At 54.0% G+C, this 19,481-nt stretch carries 16 protein-coding genes; 6 read left to right on the plus strand and 10 right to left on the minus strand.

Annotation, left to right across the window (positions count from 1 at the left end; all coding sequences use genetic code 11):
- Positions 1-20 precede the first annotated feature (20 nt).
- Positions 21-2,174, minus strand: coding sequence for a SulP family inorganic anion transporter (locus BR04_RS09130; protein ID WP_496355693.1), 2,154 nt, complete (start codon positions 2,172-2,174; stop codon positions 21-23).
- Positions 2,175-2,581: 407 nt separating this feature from the next.
- Here BR04_RS09130 and BR04_RS09135 point away from each other — a divergent pair, with 407 nt between their 5' ends.
- The 6 genes from BR04_RS09135 (at position 2,582) to BR04_RS09160 (ending at position 7,556) form a co-directional block, all read left to right on the plus strand.
- Complete coding sequence (locus BR04_RS09135) at positions 2,582-2,803, plus strand: hypothetical protein (RefSeq protein WP_496355694.1); 222 nt, start codon at positions 2,582-2,584, stop codon at positions 2,801-2,803.
- Positions 2,793-4,535 (plus strand): sensor histidine kinase, encoded by a 1,743-nt coding sequence (locus BR04_RS09140; RefSeq protein WP_496355695.1) that lies wholly within the window; start codon positions 2,793-2,795, stop codon positions 4,533-4,535. Before BR04_RS09135 ends, BR04_RS09140 begins: the two co-directional genes overlap by 11 nt.
- Complete coding sequence (locus tag BR04_RS09145; protein ID WP_496355696.1) at positions 4,532-4,906, plus strand: response regulator; 375 nt, start codon at positions 4,532-4,534, stop codon at positions 4,904-4,906. The genes BR04_RS09140 and BR04_RS09145 overlap by 4 nt, the downstream gene beginning before the upstream one ends.
- A gap of 18 nt (positions 4,907-4,924) precedes the next feature.
- Positions 4,925-5,536 (plus strand): hypothetical protein, encoded by a 612-nt coding sequence (locus BR04_RS09150; RefSeq protein ID WP_496355697.1) that lies wholly within the window; start codon positions 4,925-4,927, stop codon positions 5,534-5,536.
- Between the two features lie 252 nt (positions 5,537-5,788).
- On the plus strand, positions 5,789-7,003 hold the full coding sequence (locus BR04_RS09155; protein WP_496355698.1) for a response regulator: 1,215 nt from the start codon (positions 5,789-5,791) through the stop codon (positions 7,001-7,003).
- Between the two features lie 118 nt (positions 7,004-7,121).
- Entirely contained in the window at positions 7,122-7,556 is a 435-nt protein-coding gene (locus BR04_RS09160) for a response regulator (protein ID WP_496355699.1), read from the plus strand.
- 121 nt (positions 7,557-7,677) lie between these two features.
- On the opposite strand, the gene BR04_RS09165 is transcribed toward BR04_RS09160, so the two are convergent.
- The 9 genes from BR04_RS09165 to BR04_RS09205 all read right to left on the minus strand — a co-directional run bounded on the left by BR04_RS09165 (position 7,678) and on the right by BR04_RS09205 (position 18,983).
- Positions 7,678-8,043, minus strand: coding sequence for a DMT family protein (locus BR04_RS09165; protein WP_496355700.1), 366 nt, complete (start codon positions 8,041-8,043; stop codon positions 7,678-7,680).
- 388 nt (positions 8,044-8,431) lie between these two features.
- On the minus strand, positions 8,432-9,850 hold the full coding sequence (locus BR04_RS09170) for a transferase (RefSeq protein ID WP_496355701.1): 1,419 nt from the start codon (positions 9,848-9,850) through the stop codon (positions 8,432-8,434).
- A gap of 420 nt (positions 9,851-10,270) precedes the next feature.
- Complete coding sequence (locus tag BR04_RS09175; protein ID WP_496355702.1) at positions 10,271-11,089, minus strand: DUF4198 domain-containing protein; 819 nt, start codon at positions 11,087-11,089, stop codon at positions 10,271-10,273.
- Between the two features lie 492 nt (positions 11,090-11,581).
- On the minus strand, positions 11,582-12,325 hold the full coding sequence (locus BR04_RS09180) for an NADH-quinone oxidoreductase subunit B family protein (RefSeq protein ID WP_496355703.1): 744 nt from the start codon (positions 12,323-12,325) through the stop codon (positions 11,582-11,584).
- Between the two features lie 66 nt (positions 12,326-12,391).
- A complete protein-coding gene (locus tag BR04_RS09185) occupies positions 12,392-13,900 on the minus strand; it encodes a hydrogenase large subunit (RefSeq protein ID WP_496355704.1) in 1,509 nt (502 codons plus the stop codon).
- Positions 13,900-15,321: a proton-conducting transporter transmembrane domain-containing protein gene (locus BR04_RS09190; RefSeq protein ID WP_496355705.1), complete on the minus strand. Its 1,422-nt coding sequence runs from the start codon at positions 15,319-15,321 to the stop codon at positions 13,900-13,902. The genes BR04_RS09185 and BR04_RS09190 overlap by 1 nt, the downstream gene beginning before the upstream one ends.
- An 11-nt stretch (positions 15,322-15,332) precedes the next feature.
- Complete coding sequence (locus BR04_RS09195; protein WP_496355706.1) at positions 15,333-15,974, minus strand: hydrogenase; 642 nt, start codon at positions 15,972-15,974, stop codon at positions 15,333-15,335.
- Positions 15,971-16,891, minus strand: a complete 921-nt coding sequence (locus BR04_RS09200; protein WP_496355735.1) for a respiratory chain complex I subunit 1 family protein — start codon at positions 16,889-16,891, stop codon at positions 15,971-15,973. Before BR04_RS09200 ends, BR04_RS09195 begins: the two co-directional genes overlap by 4 nt.
- Before the next feature lie 133 nt (positions 16,892-17,024).
- Entirely contained in the window at positions 17,025-18,983 is a 1,959-nt protein-coding gene (locus BR04_RS09205) for a proton-conducting transporter transmembrane domain-containing protein (RefSeq protein ID WP_496355707.1), read from the minus strand.
- Positions 18,984-19,481 lie beyond the last annotated feature (498 nt).

Raw genomic sequence — 19,481 nt, forward strand, 5'->3', positions numbered from 1 at the left:
CCTCCATGCGCTTTGGGATTTCAGCCTGTCTGGCGCAAATGGGCATTGGGCTCCGGCACATAATTCACCAGAGGACAGGTGTAGACACTGCCATCCTTGTGGGTTTTACGGAAAACAGCCTCCACGGCATCCTGGGCATTGCCATAAATATGCTCTTCCCCGATTTTTTCCAGAAGATGGGTTCTTTTAAAGACAGCCATGACCTTTTCCTTGACACCGCAGAAGGAAATATCCTGCCCCCTGGCCCTCACCCTCTCAATGAGCAGGGCCAGGGCTTCCTCTCCGGAAGCGTCCATGTCGTTGATCCCGTCACAGACAATGAGCAGATGTCTCAGCTGGGGCTTATCCCTCTGAATCGCAAACACCTGATCTTCCAGGTAAGAGGCATTGGCAAAAAAGAGGGTACCATCAAAACGGATCACCGCCACATGGGGACATTCCTGCAATTCATAGATCCGGGCACAGCGCAGGGTCATGGTATCATCCATGGCAAGGCTGGCCACGGTGGGCCGCATGGTACGGAACAGGAAAACCAAAAGACTCAGCACCACCCCCACCATGATGCCCTTATCCAGATGGGGAGCAAAAATCAAGGTACAGGCAAAGGAAATAATACTGATGATACCGTCAGAGGGCTGGGCCTTCCAGGCATGAATAAAGCCGGACACGTTGATAAGACCGATAACGGCCATCATGATCACGGCCGCAAGGACAGCCTGGGGCAGATGGTAGAGAAGGGGCGTGAAAAACAGCAGGGTCAGCACCACCATGAGACTGGTCACCACACTGGAAAGTCCGGTGACAGCACCCGCCTGAAGATTGACCGCAGAACGGGAAAAAGACCCCGAGGCCGGATAGCTCTGGCCGATGGCTCCCACAATGTTGGCCAGCCCCTGACCGATCAGCTCCTGGTTGGGATCCAGCTTCTGACCTGTTTTGGCAGCCATGGCCTTGGCGATGGAGATGGCTTCCATAAAGCCCAGCAGAGAAATGATCACCGCATAGGGCAGAAGCTGGATCAGGGATGCAAGATTTACCTTGGGAATCCCCAGGGCGGGAAGTCCCTTGGGCACCTCTCCCACCACGGCCCCTGCACCCATCAGGTACAGGCCATCTTCAACCAGCGCCTTGTTTCCCACCTTCAGCCGCCAGATCCCCTTTTCCGCTGTCGTTCCCGGAGGAAGCATCCCTTCCTCATAAAAGGTACGTGCGCCGCTGGCGTCCGCTACCGCCTGGAGAAGATAATAGCGGAGGGCTTCACGAAGTTCATGCTGCCTTTCCATGGCTGCATTCATATTCATGGCAAGAAGGGTCAGCTTGTGCTGTTGATCCAGCAGGGCCACAGCTCCCGCGCCCTGACCCTCAAGGGCCTTCAGCTCAGTGTTCAGCCGTGCCCGCTCTTCTCCCATGTGCCGGATTTCTGTGGTCACCGTGTTGAATGTGGCAATCTTTTCCCGCATCGACGGCACCTGGATGGACGACAGGGACACCGTGCTGTCCTTCTGGAATCCCATTCCCCAGCTGATCAGGGTGGTCACCACAACGGCAACAAGCACATTGGGAATTCTGGGATTGATGCGCTTCAGCACCACCATGATGGCAATGGCAAAAATGCCCATGATCAGGGTCGGCCAGTGGGTATAGTGCAGGGCCGCCTGAATCACCCGAAGAATTGTTTCATAATGATGCTCCGCCTTGTCCACATAAACCCCGAACAGCTTGGAGAACTGGCTGGAGGCAATGATAATGGCAGCCGCATTGGTAAAGCCGTTGACCACGGGATGGGACAGAAAATTCACCACCAGCCCCAGGCGCAGCACCCCCAGCAGGAACTGGAAAATCCCCACGGTCAGGGAAAGCAGAATGGCATAGGCGATAAACGCCTCACTGCCTGCCGTGGCCAGGGGTTCCAGAGAAGCCGCCGTCATCAGAGACACCACGGCCACAGGCCCGGTCTGAAGCTGCCTGCTGGAACCGAAAAGGGCCGCCACCATGGGGGGCAGAAAAGCCGCATACAAACCGTAATATGCGGGCATTCCGGCCAGCTGGGCATAGGCCATGGACTGGGGAATCAGTACCAGGGCCACGGTAAGCCCTGCAATGAAGTCAATCTTGAACTTTTCCCGGTCATAGTCCCGGAACCACACAAGAAACGGAAAAATTTTTGTCAGCATACCCTCTTCCCTCATTTGTCACACAGTTCACTTGACTTGGTCACAGACCACCCCGCATTCTGCGGCAGGTTCGGCACAACCACCTTCAGCCAGATATTCCGGAAAATACGTTCCGAAATGTTTCAAGACCCCAAACACACAATATCTCTCAAACTCCATACTGAAACAAAAAAACACTAAAATTTTTATTTTTCTCTTCACCAAGGACAAATAAAAAAAATAACCGCACAAAAAACAGAAAGCCCGACAGGCCTTGAATTTGCTATAAAAACGAAAGACGCCATAACCTATATGAAGGCCGGAATTTCTGTCAATGTAAAATACAAGAGACTTGCTTCAAATGCTGCTTTATACTAGGTATACAAAAAATAAAAAAGAACCCTCCATTCAGGGTCAGGGAGTCGAACATGCCCCGCAAACAAAGCACAGATCCTGTGCCTATCCGCTGTGACCTTCCCAAACCGGCACAACAGAATCTTCTGAACCGCAAAGCGTTTTCAGGAGCCTCTCCGGCGTCCGGCAAAACCCCGGATACTGTCCTCTGCCCCCTTTCCGGGGGACAGGAGGCAGTCTACTCCGAAACCCAGCCAACGCGCAGCCCCCACATGGAGAACCAGAATGCTCCTTAGAAATCTCTGGCACAAAGCCGTCAATGCCATGCTCACCTTCCCGGAAGACAGCATCTCTCCCGAGCGTTATGTGACTCTGAAACGCAACATCATCCTCATCATGAGCCTGGTCTGCATCATCCCGCTGGCGCTGATGGCGGGGATCAACTACCGCCAGTACCGCAACAATGTCGAAAGTGAAATCAAACGGCCCATCAACGTCATGGCGGAGGACACCCGTCATGCCTTTGAGCTTTTCATCGAAGAGCGCCTTTCCACCGTACGCTTCATTGCCAGTGCCTATACCTATGAAGAGCTGGGAAACGAGCAGACCCTGCAACGGGTGCTGCGCACCATGCGGTCGGAGTTCGGGGGTTTCATTGATCTCGGCCTCATCAGCAGCACAGGAATCCTCATGGCCTACGCCGGGCCCTACGATCTTCTTGGCAAGGACTATTCCCAGCAGCCCTCCTTTCACGAAGTGTCGGTTCGGGGGGTTTACATTTCCGATGTGTTCATGGGCTACCGAAAATTTCCCCATGTCGTCATTGTGGTGCAGCACATGGGGGAAGACGGGCGGAACTGGTTTGTCCGGGCCACAATCGATACCGGACGCTATGAAGACCTCATCGCCACCATGGCCCTGAGACCGGAATCCGATGCCTTCCTCGTCAACCACGCCGGTATCCTCCAGACCAGTTCCCGTTTTTATGGCAAGGTTCTTGAAACATGTCCCCTGGAGGTTCCCACAGGAATTCACAGCACCTACATCACCCAGATTAAGGATCCTCTCGGTCAGGATGTTCTCGTTGCCTTCGCCCCCGTGCGCAACGACTATACCCTGGTCATCGTGAAACCCCTTTCCGTGCTGCTCCACAGCTTCTACGCCCTCAAAGGGGAAATGATCCTTCTTTTCTGCGTAGGGGTCATCGGTGTCCTTCTTGCCGTTGTGGGGGTAGCGGATGTGCTGGTGCTGCGTATCCGCAATGCGGACAACAGAAAAGCCAAGGCCCTTCAGGAACTTCAGCATACCCAGAAGCTTTCCTCCATTGGCCGCCTGGCCGCAGGCGTGGCCCATGAGATCAACAATCCCCTGGCCATCATCAATGAAAAGGCCGGGCTGATGAAGGATCTGGTCGCCCTGTCCGAGACCTTTGACAGACAGGAGCGCTTCCTGAGCCTGACGGACAGCATTCTCCAGTCCGTTGAACGCTGCCAGACCATCACCCACCGCCTGCTCGGTTTTGCAAAACGCATTGACGTACAGTTTGAAGAACTCAATCTCAATAAAGTCCTTCAGGACACCCTGGGTTTCCTGGAACGGGAATCCCTCTATCGACAAATTACCATCCAGAAGGATCTGGATCCCTCCCTGCCCGCCATCGTATCGGACAGGGGCCAGCTCCAGCAGGTTTTTCTGAATCTCCTCACCAATGCCTTTGCCGCTGTGGAGAACGGAGGCTGCATCCGGATGGCCACCCGTTATGACGAGCACCATAAAAGGGTGATCACGGACATTGAAGACAATGGCTGCGGCATGAATGAAGAGGTTCAGAAACATATCTTCGATCCCTTCTTTTCCACAAAAAAAGGCAATGGTACGGGCCTTGGCCTTTCCATTACCTATGGCATCGTCAAAAAACTGGGGGGAGATATCGAGGTTCGCAGTCAGGCGGGTAAGGGCAGCACCTTTACCATTGCCCTGCCGCTTCAGGGCCTTAGCGGAAGCAGGCAGGAAAGGGAAGAGATATGAAAATGCTGCGCCTCCTGCTCGTGGATGATGAACAGGAATTCGCCACAACCCTGGCAGAAAGGCTGGAGCTCCGTGGCTATACCGTCCGCACGGAAGAAAACGGGGAAACGGCTCTCTCCCTCTTCCCTTCCCCGTGTTTTGACCTTGTGATCCTTGATCTCATGATGCCCGGAATGAAGGGCCTGACCGTTCTGGCCCGGATCAGGGAAATCCAGCCGGATCTCCCCGTCATCCTCCTCACAGGCCATGGTTCCGCAGAAGAAGGCATGGAAGGCATACGCTTAGGTGCCTTTGATTACCTTATGAAACCCCTGCGCATTGAAGCGCTTATTGACAAGATCCAGGAAGCCGTCCCTTCAAACAAGGTCTGAGACGTAGAGGAGCAGCATGTGAACGACTTTGAGAACATTCATTTTTCCGGCAGAATCACAGCCTCCATGACCCATGAGCTGCGCAATGTACTGGCAGTCATCCGGGAAACGGGGGGACTTGTTCAGGACATCCTCGCCATGGATCCCCAGATGGCCACCCATCCCAGGGCAGACCGTATCCAGCAGGGCTTCCAGACCCTGCGCGATCAGGTGCTCCGGGGCAGTGAGATCATTGAACGCCTGAACCGATTTGCCCATACCGCCGACTTTCCGGAGCAGCATTTTGACCTTGGCAGCGCCGCACTGGAATTTTTTCAGCTCAGCGACCGCTTCTGCAAGCTGCGCCAGATTACCCTGCTCCCGCCCGAAGCCTCCCAAGAACTTCCGGTCTGTGCTTCCCGGTTTTATTTTTTTGCCTCCCTCTTCAAGGCCCTGGAATTCTGCCTCTCCCTTCCCGAAGGCAGCCGGATTCCCGTATCCTTTTCGCGGGAAAAGGGCGTCTGTTTCCATCTGCCGGACGCGTTTCCCCTTTCACCGCCCTCTCCTCCGGAAGGTTGCGGCACTTTCCGGATCCAGACAGGGCCGGGAGAAATCTGCGTGGGGCTGGACGGAAACCCCAACATCTCTTAATGTGCCGGAGAAGGCTGTCCCTTCCCTGAAAACAGACGGCTCTTTTCACGGGAAGCCCATAGCCGAAAACCTCCTGAACACCAGCAGGGGAAAAACGCTGCGTTTCCGGAATCCAGCACATGAAATGCCATTGAGACCCAGTAAAGATCAGCCGGAGAAAAGCAGGCAGGGTTCTGGCCCGGACTTTGCGTTGCGAATCAGGCGAATAAAAAAATCACCAAGGGCCCATGCGTATATCTTGAAGGAGTAACCATGACCATCCTTTCCCTCTTCAGCGGACGTTATGCCGGCAGCCAAGCCCTCATTGACACTTTCTGCCAGCAGACCGGATCCCGCCTTTTCCGGGATGCGGACATCATTGCCTGCTGCGCCCAGCAGCATGATATCCGGCCTGCGGTTCTTGAAAAGGCCCTCTACAGCACGCCCAGCGTATTCAACAGCTTTACCCACGAAAAGGAACGCGCCGTGGCCTGCATGAAGGCAACCCTCGCGGACCTGCTGGAAACGGAAGGGCAGGTTTTCACAGGCCATGCTGCCCTGCTCTTTCCGCCTTCCGTCACCCATGCTCTGAGGGTTCTTGTCATGGCAGATCAGGGCTGGCGCATCAACCAGGCCAAGGCCATGGGGATTTCGGAAAAGGATGCACTGCGGGAAATCCGTCAGGACGATGAAAGTGCCTTTATCTGGGCCAAACATCTCTGGGACAAAAGCCCCTGGGATGCCAGCCGCTATGACATGGTGCTGCCCATGGACAAAACAGCCAACGCCCTGGAGCGTATTCTGGAACAAATGGAAAATCCTGCGGTGCAGATTACGGACATCAGCCGCAAAGCCATTGAGGATTTCCGCCTTGCAGCCCGCGTGGAACTGGCCCTCGCCCGTGAAGGCCACCCGATTTCCGTCAGCGCCTCCGGTGGCAAAGTCACGCTCACCATCGAAAAAAAGGTGACCCTCCTTTCCATGCTGGAAAAAGAACTCCAGAAAATCGCCTCTGCCGTAGAAGGGGTGCGGGAAGTGGAAACCACCGTGGGCCAGAAATTTCATCAGGCAGACATCTACCGCAAATACGATTTCGATATGAGCTACAAGGTTCTGCTGGTGGATGATGAACAGGAATTCGTACAGACCCTTTCCGAGCGTCTTCGTATGCGGGATGTACCCAGCCATGCCGTGTATTCCGGGGAAGAAGCCCTGGGAATCCTGGAAGATGAGACCCCGGAAGTCATGGTGCTGGATCTCAAGATGCCGGGAGTGGATGGCTTTGAAACCCTGGCCAGGGTTAAAAAGAGCAACCCGGATATTGAGGTGATTATTCTCACCGGCCATGGAACGGAAATGGACCGTCAGCGCTGCATGGAAATGGGAGCCTTTGCCTATCTCCAGAAACCTGCGGACATTGATCTGCTCACCACCACCATGAAACAGGCCTATGCCCGTATTCAGTCCAAACGTACCCTTTCCGCATAACCCCTGAGGGGAGCCGAACGGCTCCCCCGGATACCCTTTTCATCACAAGCCACGGCCAGGAGACTCCTTCAGCCGTGGCTTTGTCACACAAAGCCCAAGCCCCCCCAAAGGAAGGCCTATGAAAATCAGAACAGTTCTCGTGGACGACGAAGCCGCCTTTGCCGATACCCTTGCGGAAAGACTTTCCATGCGAAATTTTACCGTAGAGGTGGCCTACAGCGGCAGCCAGTTTCTGGAAACCCTCACCCGGAACAGCACAGGCATGGACGTCGTGGTACTGGATGTCCAGATGCCCGGAATCTCCGGCCTGGAGACCCTCAGGGAAATCAAAAAGATCAATCCCCTCATTCAGGTGATTCTTCTCACAGGTCAGGCAACGGTGGAAATGGCCATTGAGGGCATGAAACAGGGTGCCTTCGATTTTCTCATGAAGCCCACGGAAACCGAAGTCCTCGTACTGAAAATCGAGGGGGCTTTTGCCATCAAGGCGGCCCACGAAGAACGCATCCGCATGGCCGAAATGCAGAACATCCTTTCCCACAGGGGCTGGTAGGCCAGGCTTCTGCCTTCAGAAAAACGGAAGGGATGTGCAGAACGTCCCTCCCATGACTGGCCTGAAAGTGCCGTGCCTGCCAAGGGCCCTCTCTCCGCTGCCTCCCCCTCTCCCGGACAACTCACCCCATGATCCGGCTTCGGAACAGAAAAAACACCGCCCCCAGAATACAGAGTCCGGCCCAGAGGTAGTCCAGGGTAAGCCGCTCTTTCAGATAAAAGATGGAGAAGGGCACAAAAACGGAAAGGGTGATCACCTCCTGAAGAATCTTCAGTTCCCCCACCCGCATGACGCCATGGCCGATGCGGTTGGCCGGAACCTGAAAAAGATACTCAAACAGGGCTATCCCCCAGCTGGCGAGGGCCGCGATGATCCAGACCCTGTGATTCAGGTTCTTAAGGTGACCGTACCAGGCAAAGGTCATGAAAATATTGCTGATGAGAAGAAGGCCAATGGTAAGCAGCGTGGGATGCAGTGCGGGGTACATGGTGCAATGAGTCTCCGGACTTGGGGGAAGGATGTGAAAAAAACGCCTGTCAGGCTTTTCATCTCATAAAACCTTCCTGCATTCCTGTCCAGCACGTCCTTTCATGCGAAAAACAAAACTGATTACCATCTTGCTTCAGCTATCGTTCCCACGCTGGAGCGTGGGAACGATGGGTTCAATGCTGCATGGACAAAATCTGCGACTGCATGGCTGAATCAGAGTGGTAATCAGAAAAACAAATGCCGGATATGGTTTTTGAGAGCCTGCAAAAAGCCATATACAGCAAGACAAATACCTTCCCCTTCAGGTTTTCCGCTACAAATGATCCCGCAGGAAAAGCGCTTCTTCAAGCCCTCTTCCTGCGGGATACAGACCGTTTCTCCTGGAATCAGGGCCGGATATCAATGGTGGGGAAAAGCCCCTGATACCGTCCTGTCAGATAGGGCTGAATGGTATTGAAGGCAATGAAACTGTCATCCTGGGCATGGCCCGTCTGGCCGGTTTCCTTATAATAGGCCCCATTGACATCCAGGATATGGTCAATCCTGCGTTTAAAGACTTCCACAAAAGCCCTGCCATCTCCCCGGAACACCATGTTCCCCAAGGCCACCTCACCATCCACAGTCTCCAGATCTTTTAAGGCAATGCTGTGCATTTTCAGATCTTCGGCATTCCGGATCAGCCCCCAGACCGCGGTCTCGGGCGGTATTTCAAGGCCTTCTTCAAGGTCAATGATGGTATGGGGCATCACCATGCAGCCCCTGCCGATTTTAAGAGGAGCCCCTTCCGCGCCGCAGACAAAGGAATTGAAGCCCACAAACACCCTTTCAGCAAGATGGGCATTGATGATTTTAGCCCCATGGGCGGTGACATCATTCTTTTCCAGCCTGGAATTGATAATATAGGAATTTTCCTGGGCATTGGCCCCAGGCCCCATCCAGGCATTGTCCAGATAGGCTCTCTGGGAAACCAGCACGGCCTCATGCACCTGGGTCTGCCCCCGGATCACGGCATAGGAGCTGACAGCACTGTCTTCGGGCACATCAATGGGAAGCTCCAGATAGGGATTGGCAAACACCTCATCAAAGCCCTCCTTCCGGCTCTCCACAAAATCCATGATAATCCCTTCGGGAAGGGAACCCGGTTCAAAACGAATATAGGGTTTCAGCTTCTCAGCATCAAAGGTGTAACGGAACTCAAAGGCATCCTTTTTAAGCCAGATGGTACCATCGGGAATGTTTTCATGGAAAAGATCGCCTGCCTGCACATAGGAAAAGGTGCCGATTTTGCATCCATGCAGGGTGCACAGATCCACCGTGGCAAACGGCCCGAGAAAGCAGCCTTCCACGGGTGCGCCATGGATATTGGCATAGTGGGCAGCGGCGGTATTCTGGATCAGAAATTCCTCCGGATGTTCCGGGTCATGGGAATAATTATGCACCAGGGTATTGATTAAAAAACTGTCCCGGATACGGATGATCTCATCATCCTCCAGCACGATGCTGCCACCCTTGTGCTCAAAGACATCCCCTTTCCGTTTCAGTTCATCCCCCCGGATATCGCATTTATAGAGAATGGAATGATCCACAACACATTTACCGAGAAAGTAACTTCCGCCCACATTGGATTTTGAAAAATTGAAATACAGGGGATGCTGGCTGGTCACACCATAAAATCCATAAAACCTGACAAGTTTTTCCTTGGACACCAAATTCCCTATGGAGGTATCCACTTTAAAGTGGAACTCCCTGAGGTTAAGATTCACGCGGGAAAGGATTCGTTCAATCAGTAGTTCAAGCTGCTGCATGTTGCCTCCAGGTTCTTTACGTTTCCATTAGAAGATGGGGTCATGGTTGTGCGCTTCCGCCTTTGCTCCACATGTACCGATCCATGGGAATCTTTGCTGTCCGGGGCTTTCCCCCTGAAGAAAGTCCCTCCTGACCGATCTGTACTCTGCAAGAAATGATCCAGGGCCAAAACGCCCCCGGTCACCCAGCAGATCCGGGGCATCCTACCCTGAAAAGGGCGGCTTTACCAGAACCTCTCTCCGTAATCGGCAGGACAGAAGCCCGCCGGGGCCTCTTTTTTTCTGAAAAAGGGACAAAAAACATAAAGAAACAAAAAGACACAAACAAATTAAAACAAAAAGAGACAAATAAAAAAGCAGGCAACTGCATTCCCATCCCGCAGCTGCCTGCTGTACCCCATTCCTTCTGAAAGCGCCTGCTCATTCCCCCCGAACAAAGGGCAGGGCAAAGGTCATGGTGGCGGTGTAACTGATTTTCTCACATTTTTGGGCCAGCTCCCCGGTTGCCGGAAAGCTGCGACTGGCTTTCACAATCCATGGACCATAAAAGGTCTCCAGCAGAAGCTTTCCCCTGCCCGCACTGTCCGTACGGGTTTTCACCTGCCTGGCATTGGCTGCAAAAAGACTGCTGGCCACCAGCTCATAATCCGCAGCAGGACGTCCATCCATCCGAACCTCCACCTCCAGACTGTCCCCCGGCTGAAGGCGGTTGGGATTCACCAGGGGAAGAATTTCTACCTTCTGACCGATGGGTGTGGCAAAGGGATTGACATCCGGCCCGTCCAGGGGGAGGCTGCGCTGGGGCAGGACAGATACCAGGGCCTTGGCATATTTTTCATAATAGACCTGATGAAAATCCTTTTTCCCCTCCACAGGCCCGTAAAAGGCAGGGATCACACGGGCGGCAAAAACCCTGGCCCCCGGCGTTTCCATATCAAGCCGCACAGCCCGGAAACCTTCCTTCCCCACCTCCATGGGAACCCGCCTGCCGTCAGGCTCAATGCGCTCAAGCCCTCCCCAGATGTGATCCGAAATGAAATCCGCCATGGGATAGCTGTGTCCCCAGCCCACATACACCACAGTCTTGGCTCTGGGTGTGGGCGCATATTTGGGGTGCTGCCAGAGGGCAGGGCTGTATTCTGTCATGTTCAACCAGAGTTCATGGCTCCAGGCCTGGGGCAGCATAACGCCCAGCCCCAGAAGCCCTCCCAGTAAGAGGGCCTTTAAGCATTTTTTCATTTAACTCTCCTTTTTAGGGTCATCTAAAAAACTGCGTCAACCTTGACTATCCCCGACCCTTCCCTTTGTCAATTTATTTTTTATATGTAAAAAAAACTTTACAAAACTTTATCTTTTTAAACCTATGGAAAAGTTTCTGCAAAACCTGTGGCCAAGGATCCCCTTTCCATCTACGTGTCTCCACGCTTCCAGGGTCTTGACGCCACGGAACAGTGACATGCCCAAAGCCCGCAGGTGTCCAGAAACCGGACAGGCCCCATGTCGCCGCCTGTACCCTGTCGGCTTCACCATGCAGGTCTCCCGAAGAACGGAATCCTGAGGAGGACGGCCTGGGAACAGAAACACAGGGTTCGGCCTTCCCACGCTAACGCCTGGGAAGGCTGACTGAAACAAGGGGAGATTCATTTGAGGGCTGCGGAATACGCACACGCTGAAGGGACAACGGGGGATCAGAAAATGCCGCCTCCCCCTTTCGGGAGAGACGGCATTTTCCTATTTAAAGAAATTCAGGAAGGCATGGAGGTTGGTCAGGGGATGGGGCGGACATCCGGGAATAAAAAGATCCACGGGAAGGATGCTGTCCAGGCCCTCACTCACCTCTGGGCTGCCCCGGAAAGGGCCGCCACTCAAGGCACAGCTTCCCACGGCTATAACCACCTTGGGAGAAGGAACCGCCTCATAGGTCTGCATCAGAGCCGTTTTCATGTTGCGGGAAACAGGCCCTGTCACCACAATGCCGTCGGCATGACGGGGGGAAGCGACAAAATTGATACCAAAACGGGCCAGATCAAAAAAGGGCGTGGCCAGAACGTTGAGATCCGCCTCGCAGGCATTGCACCCCGCCGCAGACACCTGCCGCAGTTGCAGGGAACGGCCAAAGAGCTTTTTAAAATGCTGCTTGGAATGGGCGGCCAGTTCGGGCAGCCCCCCATCGGTCAGGAGGTGGGCCTTGTCCGCCACGGAAATGCCAAAATCCCGGGTAAAGGTGACGAACTTTCCTCCGGAAATCCGCTCGCAATCCCCGCAGAACACACATCTTGCCATGTCAATGGCGCGGGCCTTGACATGGATGGCCCCCTGGGGACAGGCGGCAGCGCATTGAAGCACAAGGGCTTCTTCCGCATCCTGGTTCACCTGGGGTCTTCCCCGGTAACGCAGGGGCAGCGCAATCTCCGCATTGGGATAGGCAGAGGTTCGGTACCCCTGCTCCATTCTGTTTTTCAGTATTTTCAGCATCGTCTTCTCTCAGATGTCTTAAGTTTCCATGAAAATGTCCGGAGACGCTGTCAGCCGGCCCTTTCCCTAGAGATCAAACCCGCAGTAGGACAGGTTGAAGCTCTTGTTGTTCAGGGGAAAATCCGAGATTTCCGTATTCCGCAGGGCCATGGACAGGCCGTTCCAGTTGTGGAAGGAAGGATCTTTCACCTTGTAGCGAAGAATCTCCCCTTTCTCATCGGTGAGAATGCAGTGGGACACCTCCCCCCGCCAGGCTTCATTCAGGGTCACCACAAAGGAGGAAGGCGCAAGGACATAGTCCTGATTTTCCACAGACTGCGTCACAATGGGCCCGTTGAGCAGGGCCTTCACAATATCCAGGGACTGCATCACCTCTTCCGCACGCACCGTTGCCCGGGCATGCACATCCCCCGTCGGTTTGGCGTTTTCAGGAATGTCGATCCTGGGATAATGCTCCGAAGGAAACACCCGCCGCACATCGTAGGAAAGACCGCAGGCCCGGCCCGCAGGCCCCACAAGCCCCAGCTCCTGGGCATGGGCAAGACTCACCGCACCGCAATGATCAAAACGGGACTGTACGCTGGAGGTGGTAAAAAGCAGATTCAGTACATGGGCCACCTGAAGGGACAGTTCCGCAAGCCGTTTGTTCAGCTCTTTGCGCACATCGTCTGTGATGGCAAAACGCACTCCGCCGGGACGTACCAGCCCCTTGCCAAAACGGTTGCCACACACAAGGAGGGCAAGATTGAGAAAATCCCCGCGCAGACGGCCAAAATAATTGGCCGGAGGCAGAAAGGCCACATCTCCGCTCAGGGCACCCAGATCACCAATATGGTTGGCAAGGCGTTCAAACTCAAGGGCAACGGTACGGATGATCTTGGCCCCCTCATCCGGTGTCAGGGAGGCCAGGGCCTCCACAGCCTGGGCCAGACAAAGGCCATGCCCCACGGAGGTATCTCCTGCAATGCTTTCCGCAAGAAGGGGCAGACGCCTTGGGGCCGCGCCCTTCAGCAGGGCTTCCACCCCCCGGTGCTGGTACCCCAGCTGAATTTCAAGGTTCAGCACCCGCTCCCCGATACAGTTGAAACGGAAATGCCCCGGCTCGATCACACCGGCATGGACAGGCCCCACGGCCACTTCGTGGATTTCTTCCCCTTCCACACTGTAATATTCAATATTTCCGGGAATATCCTGGGTATACTCATTGCCGAACACATCGGCGACCTTGCGCTCATTGGCATGGTAACGCACCATTTTCAGCCAGGGATGTCCCTGGGGAAGAATCCCGAACTGCTCGGCAAGCTCCCGCTCAAACATATGAAAAGGAGCACAGCGAACAGTCAGGGCCGGATAGGCTTCCGGCGCATCGCATCCCGCCACCCAGAGCCTGTCCGTCCGCAGTACGGCAAGCAGCCGCACACCGCCCTGATGGGGGTAGCCAAAAAACTGGACAACCTGTCCGCCCGCTTCCACAAGGGCCAGCGCCTCCCGGCTGAAGTCCTCAAAGGACAAATGGGGCAGCTTTTCCCTCTCCACAGCCAGACCAGGGGAAATTTCCAGAAAAAATGTTTCCATTAGTATCCTCCACCGATGGACGTTACCGCCGCCACAATCGTCTTGTACAGGGTCTCAGGCATCCAGAAAGACAGCAGCAGAGAGGTCAGGAGCAGGGCATACTGGGGCCAGAGCATCCAGTTGGTCACATGCAGCCGGTGAGGCGTTGTGGTGTCATCAAAGGAAATGCTCATGATCTGATAGGCGAAGCCTGCAAAAATCACGCAGAGACTCACAAGAAACAGCCCTGCGGCCAGATAATGCCCCGCCTGAAAGGTACCGATGATGATCAGCATCTCACCAACGAACATGCCAAAGGGCGGAAAACCTGAAATTGCCACAAACCCGCCGAAAAACACCACAAAGGTGCGGGGCATACGGGTCACCAGATCTCCGATGTTCTGGATAATCCGGCATCCATAGCCCAGCAGGATGTTCCCGGAGGTCAGAAAGAGGGAGGACTTGATGAGGCTGTGATGAATGAGACAGATCATGGCCCCGTACACCCCGATCCCCCCCACACCGGTACCAAAGGCGATGATGCCCATATTTTCGATACTGGAATAGGCGAGCAGCCTCTTGTATTCACTCTGCTTCAGAATATAGGTGGCCGCCGCCAGAATGGAGATCAGGCCGAAAAACATGAGGGTTCCGCCCGAAAAATCACCAAGCCCTGCGGACACCATCACCTTGTGGGTTTTAAAAATCCCCAGATAAGCGCAGTTGAGCAGCACCCCGGACAAAAGGGCTGAAGCCGGACTGGGGGCTTCACTGTGGGCATCGGGCAGCCAGGTGTGCATGGGGGCAAGGCCCATCTTTGTACCATACCCCACCAGAATAAACACAAAGCCCACCTTGAGCCAGAAGGGATCCAGACGGGTGGCCACCGCAGTGAGGGCGGAAAAGGAAACCGGAGCCTCCACACTGCCCGCATCCATGGCCACGGTGATAAGTACGGAACCGAGCAGGGCCATGGCAATCCCCACGGAACAGATCAGCACGTACTTCCATGTGGCTTCCAGGGCCTTGGCTGTCCGGTAGGTGTAGATCAGGGGCGCACTGGCCAGGGTCGTGGCTTCAATGGCGATCCACATGACCATGATATGGTCGGACAGGGTCACCATGGTCATGGTGGAAAGGAAGAGCAGCATGGAGCCGATGAAAACCGGTTCTCTTTCCAGTTCGGCCATTTTCAGGTAGGACATCGAATAAATGGACACCAGAAAAAATAAGAGGGAGATCACGATAAGGGAAAGCATCCCCTCCGGCGTGACGGCAAAATAGGCATTGAAGACCGCCTCCGGTCTCTGAATCCAGAGGGAAACGGAAAGAAGCAGATGCAGCACACCCGTCAGTGCAAGCAGCACCCGCCCCCAGGCAGCGGGAAAGAAAAAGGCCAGCACTCCCGCCATGAAAGGTATGAGAATAATGAGTTCAACCATGGATCACGCCCCTATTCCTTTAATGTACGGAGCAATGCCGTATCAATGTCGTCAAAGGTATGTTTGATGTTCTGGAGAATGATGGCCATGATCATGACAGCAGCCAGAATGTCCAGAAGAATGCCGAATTCCACAATATGGATAGCGCGTATGGAAAAGGTGGTTCCCACAAGGTAAATGCCATTTTCCATCATGATATAGCCCAGAACCATGGCGATGGCGTTGCGTCTGGCGATGAGGATGAACATGCCCGCCACAAGCAGGGTGATGGTGGTGGGCATGAGCAGGGCACTGGCACTGGTGGAGGGTACCGTAAAGTTCCGGCTCACATAGGTGGCAGCCACGATGAGGGCCAGGCCGATGAGAACCGAGGCATTGTATCCGATAATGGGTTCCACTTCCCGCCGTATGGCCACCTTCTTGATGGCCATGTAAATGCACAGGGGGATGATGATGCCCCGGATGGTCAGGGTGACCAGGGTAAAGACAACGCCACCGGCCCCCATGTCATGCTCCATGAAAAAGGGCACAATGGAAACGATGATTCCCTGAAAGGCCAGCAGCTTGATGAGACCGGGCAGCATGCTGGAACCAAAGGAAAAGAGTATGGACAGCAGAACAAGGGCTAAAAGGGTATCAATGGTTTCTATCATTTTATGAACTCCAGGGTGATGATGGTGGCAAAAACGGCCAGGCCAAAGGAGGCAATCACAAACCTTGGCACCATATCCATTCTGAAGCGTGCCACAACGGACTCGGTCACCCCCACAAGGACATAGACCAGCAGCAGCACACAGAGAAAGACCCCCGCATCCAGAAGGAAATATTCCATCTGGAAGGGAGAAAGCAGCAGGGTTACAAGGGCTGCATAAAAAAAGAGCTTGCAGAACGCTGCAAGCTCAATGAATCCCAGATCCGGGCCGCTGTGATCCAGCACCATGACCTCATGAATCATGGTCAGTTCCAGGTGGGTGGCAGGATCGTCCACGGGAACCCGGGAGTTTTCAGTCAGAAGGACAATGAAAAGGGAAACCGCCACAATCAGAAGGGGGGAACCCGCCGTCTGCCAGATGGCAAGGGTCTGACCGCCCGTAAAATAGGCGGCAAGGCTGAGGCCACCGGTCAGCTTGTACAGAAGGACAAGGATCATGAACATGGTGGCTTCGCAGATAATGGGAAAAAAGGCCTCCCGTGCCGCGCCCATCCCCTCAAAGGGAGAGGCGGTGTCCATGGCCGCCGTAATGGTGAAAAAGCGCCCCAGCCCCAGAAGATAAAAGACAAAAATCACATCCCCCTTAAAGGAGACCACGGGAGGATGTCCGGCAACGGGCAGAAAAAGCAGAACCGTCAGAACCGCTGCCAGGGAGACCATGGGCCCCAGCCGGAACATGAGGGTGGTGCTGGTGCTGTAAACGGAACCTTTCTGAAAGAGCTTGATCAGGGTGTAGTAATTGATCAGAAGAGGCGGCCCCTTCTTGCCACCAAAAAGGGCCTTGATCTTCAGAATAACCGCCGAGAAAAAGGGAGCGAGCAGAATGGCCAGCACCCAGAGAATTAGGGATTCAATCATCATGTTTTCTCACCTGTTGAAAGTGGATACCTGTCTGTAAAAACCAATGGAGTTTCTCCATTTTATGGATCCTCTGTTCCGGAAATCCCCTCTCAAGCCCCGCAAGGCCCCCAAGGGAAACCCTCTCCCCTGCCTACACAAAGAACAGCAGGATAAGAATGGTCAGCAGAATATAACCGACGTAAAGATGGATATCCCCGTGCTGAATCCAGCGCAGCTTGTCAAAGATGGCCAGTACGGGCCGGACAATGAGGGTCGTCATATGCAGCTCGGCAAGGTCATTGATCTGGCTTCTGAAATGGGTTTTTTCCGGAAAAACCCCTTCCACCCCGGGATGTTCCTGGCTGATGGGGGCGACAGGCTTAAAAAATCCCACAATGGAAGCGGCATAGGAGGTTCCCGTGTACTGCATTTTCGCCGTGGGCCGGGTAAAACCGCAGCCCCAGGTGCCGGAAGCGGTAACGGTTTTGTCCTTGTAGAGCAGGACACGCAGCCCATAGAGAAGGGCAAAGACCACCACGAAAAGAACGGCTCCCAGGGTGATACTCCCCGTAAGTTCAAAAAAAGGCCGCAGAGACACCTGACCATACCCCGGATCGATGCTGGCGACCCCCTTCAGGGCCATCAGGAAAAAAGGTTTCGGAAAAAGCCCGATGACCACGCAGGCAGCGGCAAGAACGGACATGGCCGCCAGCATGGACGGCGCTTTCTTCTCTCCCCCGCCTTTCAGGCCATTGCGCGGTTCTCCCTGAAACACCACGCCGATCACCTTGGTGAAACAGGCAAGGGAAAGGCCACCGATGATGGCAAGGCTGATGATGGCAAAATGACTCAGGAGAAAGGCCATCTGATCCAGCCCCACCCCTTTGAAAGCCCCCACGTAAATGAAGAGTTCTCCGGCAAATCCGTTGAGCAGCGGCAGCCCCGAAATGGCCAGGGAGGCAATGAGGAAGGTGATTCCCGTCACCCGCATGGTCTTCAGCAGCCCGCCCAGGGCATCAATGCGGCCCGTACCCGTTTCATGAATCACCATGCCCGCTCCCATGAAAAGAAGGGATTTGAAAATGGCATGGTTCAGAACATGGAAGAGACAGCCCGCAAAACCGAAAACCGCCATCAGAACCGTCCCGGAGGAAACCCCCATCATACCGATGCCCATACCGATGAGGATGATGCCGATATTTTCCACACTGGAAAAGGCCAGAAGCCGTTTCAGATCCTGCTGGCCCAGGGCATACACCACCCCGAGAATCCCGGAAGCCATGCCGAGAACCAGCACGATTTCCCCAAACAGCGGCGTTTCAGGATGCATGTGGGTATACATCCGCAAAAGGCCGTAAATGCCCGTTTTGATCATAACCCCGGACATGACGGCAGAGATATGGCTGGGGGCCGCAGGGTGGGCATGGGGAAGCCAGACGTGCAGGGGAAACATCCCCGCCTTGGAACCAAAACCCACAAGAAACAACAGGAGAACGATCAGCTTCATCCCTTCGGGCAAAGCCCCTGCAAGCCCGAGATCAAAGCTCCCGGTAAAGGAAAAGATCACCCCGAAAGCTGCAAACAGAAACATGGCCCCCACATGGGAAAAAACAAAATAAAGGTACCCGGCCTTCCGGTTTTCAAGGGACTGATAATTGTAAATGACAAGAAAAAAGGAAGAAAGGGACATGATTTCCCAGGCCAGCATAAAGGCAACCATGTTATCTGCCGTCACCACCAGGGCCATGGCCATGATGAGCAGACTGAAGAAAAGATATCCCAGGGCAGTTTTCAGACCGTTTTCCGCCTTGTCCATGTAATGGAAGCTGTACAGGGCAGCGACCATGGAAATGGCGAAAACCGGAACCAGAAAAAAGCAGGCCAGGCCATCCATTCTGAAGGACAGGGAAAAGGCATGGAGAAAACCTGCCGAGGCCGTGTGCACCCCTCCCTGAAACAGTTTCAGCAGGGCATCGGTCAGGCCCAGAAGACACCCTCCGCTGATCACAAGACAGGCCGCAGCCTTCATTTTCGTGAACCATCGTTGCAGTATCAGAGCCAGTATCCCTCCGAAAACAACAGTCCACAGGGCCAGAAAAAAAGAATCCATCAACACTCCTTTCATGCGAATAAAACAGAATCGGACAATGAGGGGCTGGTGAACCCCAAAAGAGCTGAATCAACCTGAATCAACTTGATTTAACCTGAATCAAATGGCCGGACACTATCCATTTTATAGGATGCTGTCCAGAATCTCTTTGCATGACGAGGGGGGAGGATGAAGGAAGAAAACCGAGGAGAATATCCATAAAACGAGATTTTCTTTCGTTTTAAGCGAAAAAAGAAAGAAAAACGATGGGAAAGCCCTTTAATTTTTTAAATATCATTTAATTTAAGACCGTTACAAAACCAAACCATCCAAAAAGCATTTTTTCTGTCTAAAACAGACTAAAAAGCCTCCGAAAAACCCTCGCCGCATCCAGCACGGCCCTCCCAGCTCCACCCCGAATTTTCTGCTTCCGGACATGCGCATCATGGCCCTGGCTTTTCGGCTGCCAACATTCTTTTATGTAAAAGAACTCTTTACAATCTTAAAGATTCTTTACAA

The sequence above is a fragment of the Desulfobotulus sapovorans DSM 2055 genome, assembly GCF_059569355.1.

Coding starts and splice junctions, on each gene's coding strand:
- BR04_RS09160 (WP_496355699.1), top strand. CDS start 7,122: ATGAAAATCAGAACAGTTCTCGTGGACGACGAAGCCGCCTTTGCCGAT.
- BR04_RS09145 (WP_496355696.1), top strand. CDS start 4,532: ATGAAAATGCTGCGCCTCCTGCTCGTGGATGATGAACAGGAATTCGCC.
- BR04_RS09165 (WP_496355700.1), bottom strand. CDS start 8,043: ATGTACCCCGCACTGCATCCCACGCTGCTTACCATTGGCCTTCTTCTC.
- BR04_RS09205 (WP_496355707.1), bottom strand. CDS start 18,983: ATGGATTCTTTTTTTCTGGCCCTGTGGACTGTTGTTTTCGGAGGGATA.
- BR04_RS09180 (WP_496355703.1), bottom strand. CDS start 12,325: ATGCTGAAAATACTGAAAAACAGAATGGAGCAGGGGTACCGAACCTCT.
- BR04_RS09200 (WP_496355735.1), bottom strand. CDS start 16,891: ATGATTGAATCCCTAATTCTCTGGGTGCTGGCCATTCTGCTCGCTCCC.
- BR04_RS09155 (WP_496355698.1), top strand. CDS start 5,789: ATGACCATCCTTTCCCTCTTCAGCGGACGTTATGCCGGCAGCCAAGCC.
- BR04_RS09175 (WP_496355702.1), bottom strand. CDS start 11,089: ATGAAAAAATGCTTAAAGGCCCTCTTACTGGGAGGGCTTCTGGGGCTG.
- BR04_RS09140 (WP_496355695.1), top strand. CDS start 2,793: ATGCTCCTTAGAAATCTCTGGCACAAAGCCGTCAATGCCATGCTCACC.
- BR04_RS09185 (WP_496355704.1), bottom strand. CDS start 13,900: ATGGAAACATTTTTTCTGGAAATTTCCCCTGGTCTGGCTGTGGAGAGG.
- BR04_RS09130 (WP_496355693.1), bottom strand. CDS start 2,174: ATGCTGACAAAAATTTTTCCGTTTCTTGTGTGGTTCCGGGACTATGAC.
- BR04_RS09170 (WP_496355701.1), bottom strand. CDS start 9,850: ATGCAGCAGCTTGAACTACTGATTGAACGAATCCTTTCCCGCGTGAAT.
- BR04_RS09195 (WP_496355706.1), bottom strand. CDS start 15,974: ATGATAGAAACCATTGATACCCTTTTAGCCCTTGTTCTGCTGTCCATA.
- BR04_RS09190 (WP_496355705.1), bottom strand. CDS start 15,321: ATGGTTGAACTCATTATTCTCATACCTTTCATGGCGGGAGTGCTGGCC.
- BR04_RS09135 (WP_496355694.1), top strand. CDS start 2,582: ATGCCCCGCAAACAAAGCACAGATCCTGTGCCTATCCGCTGTGACCTT.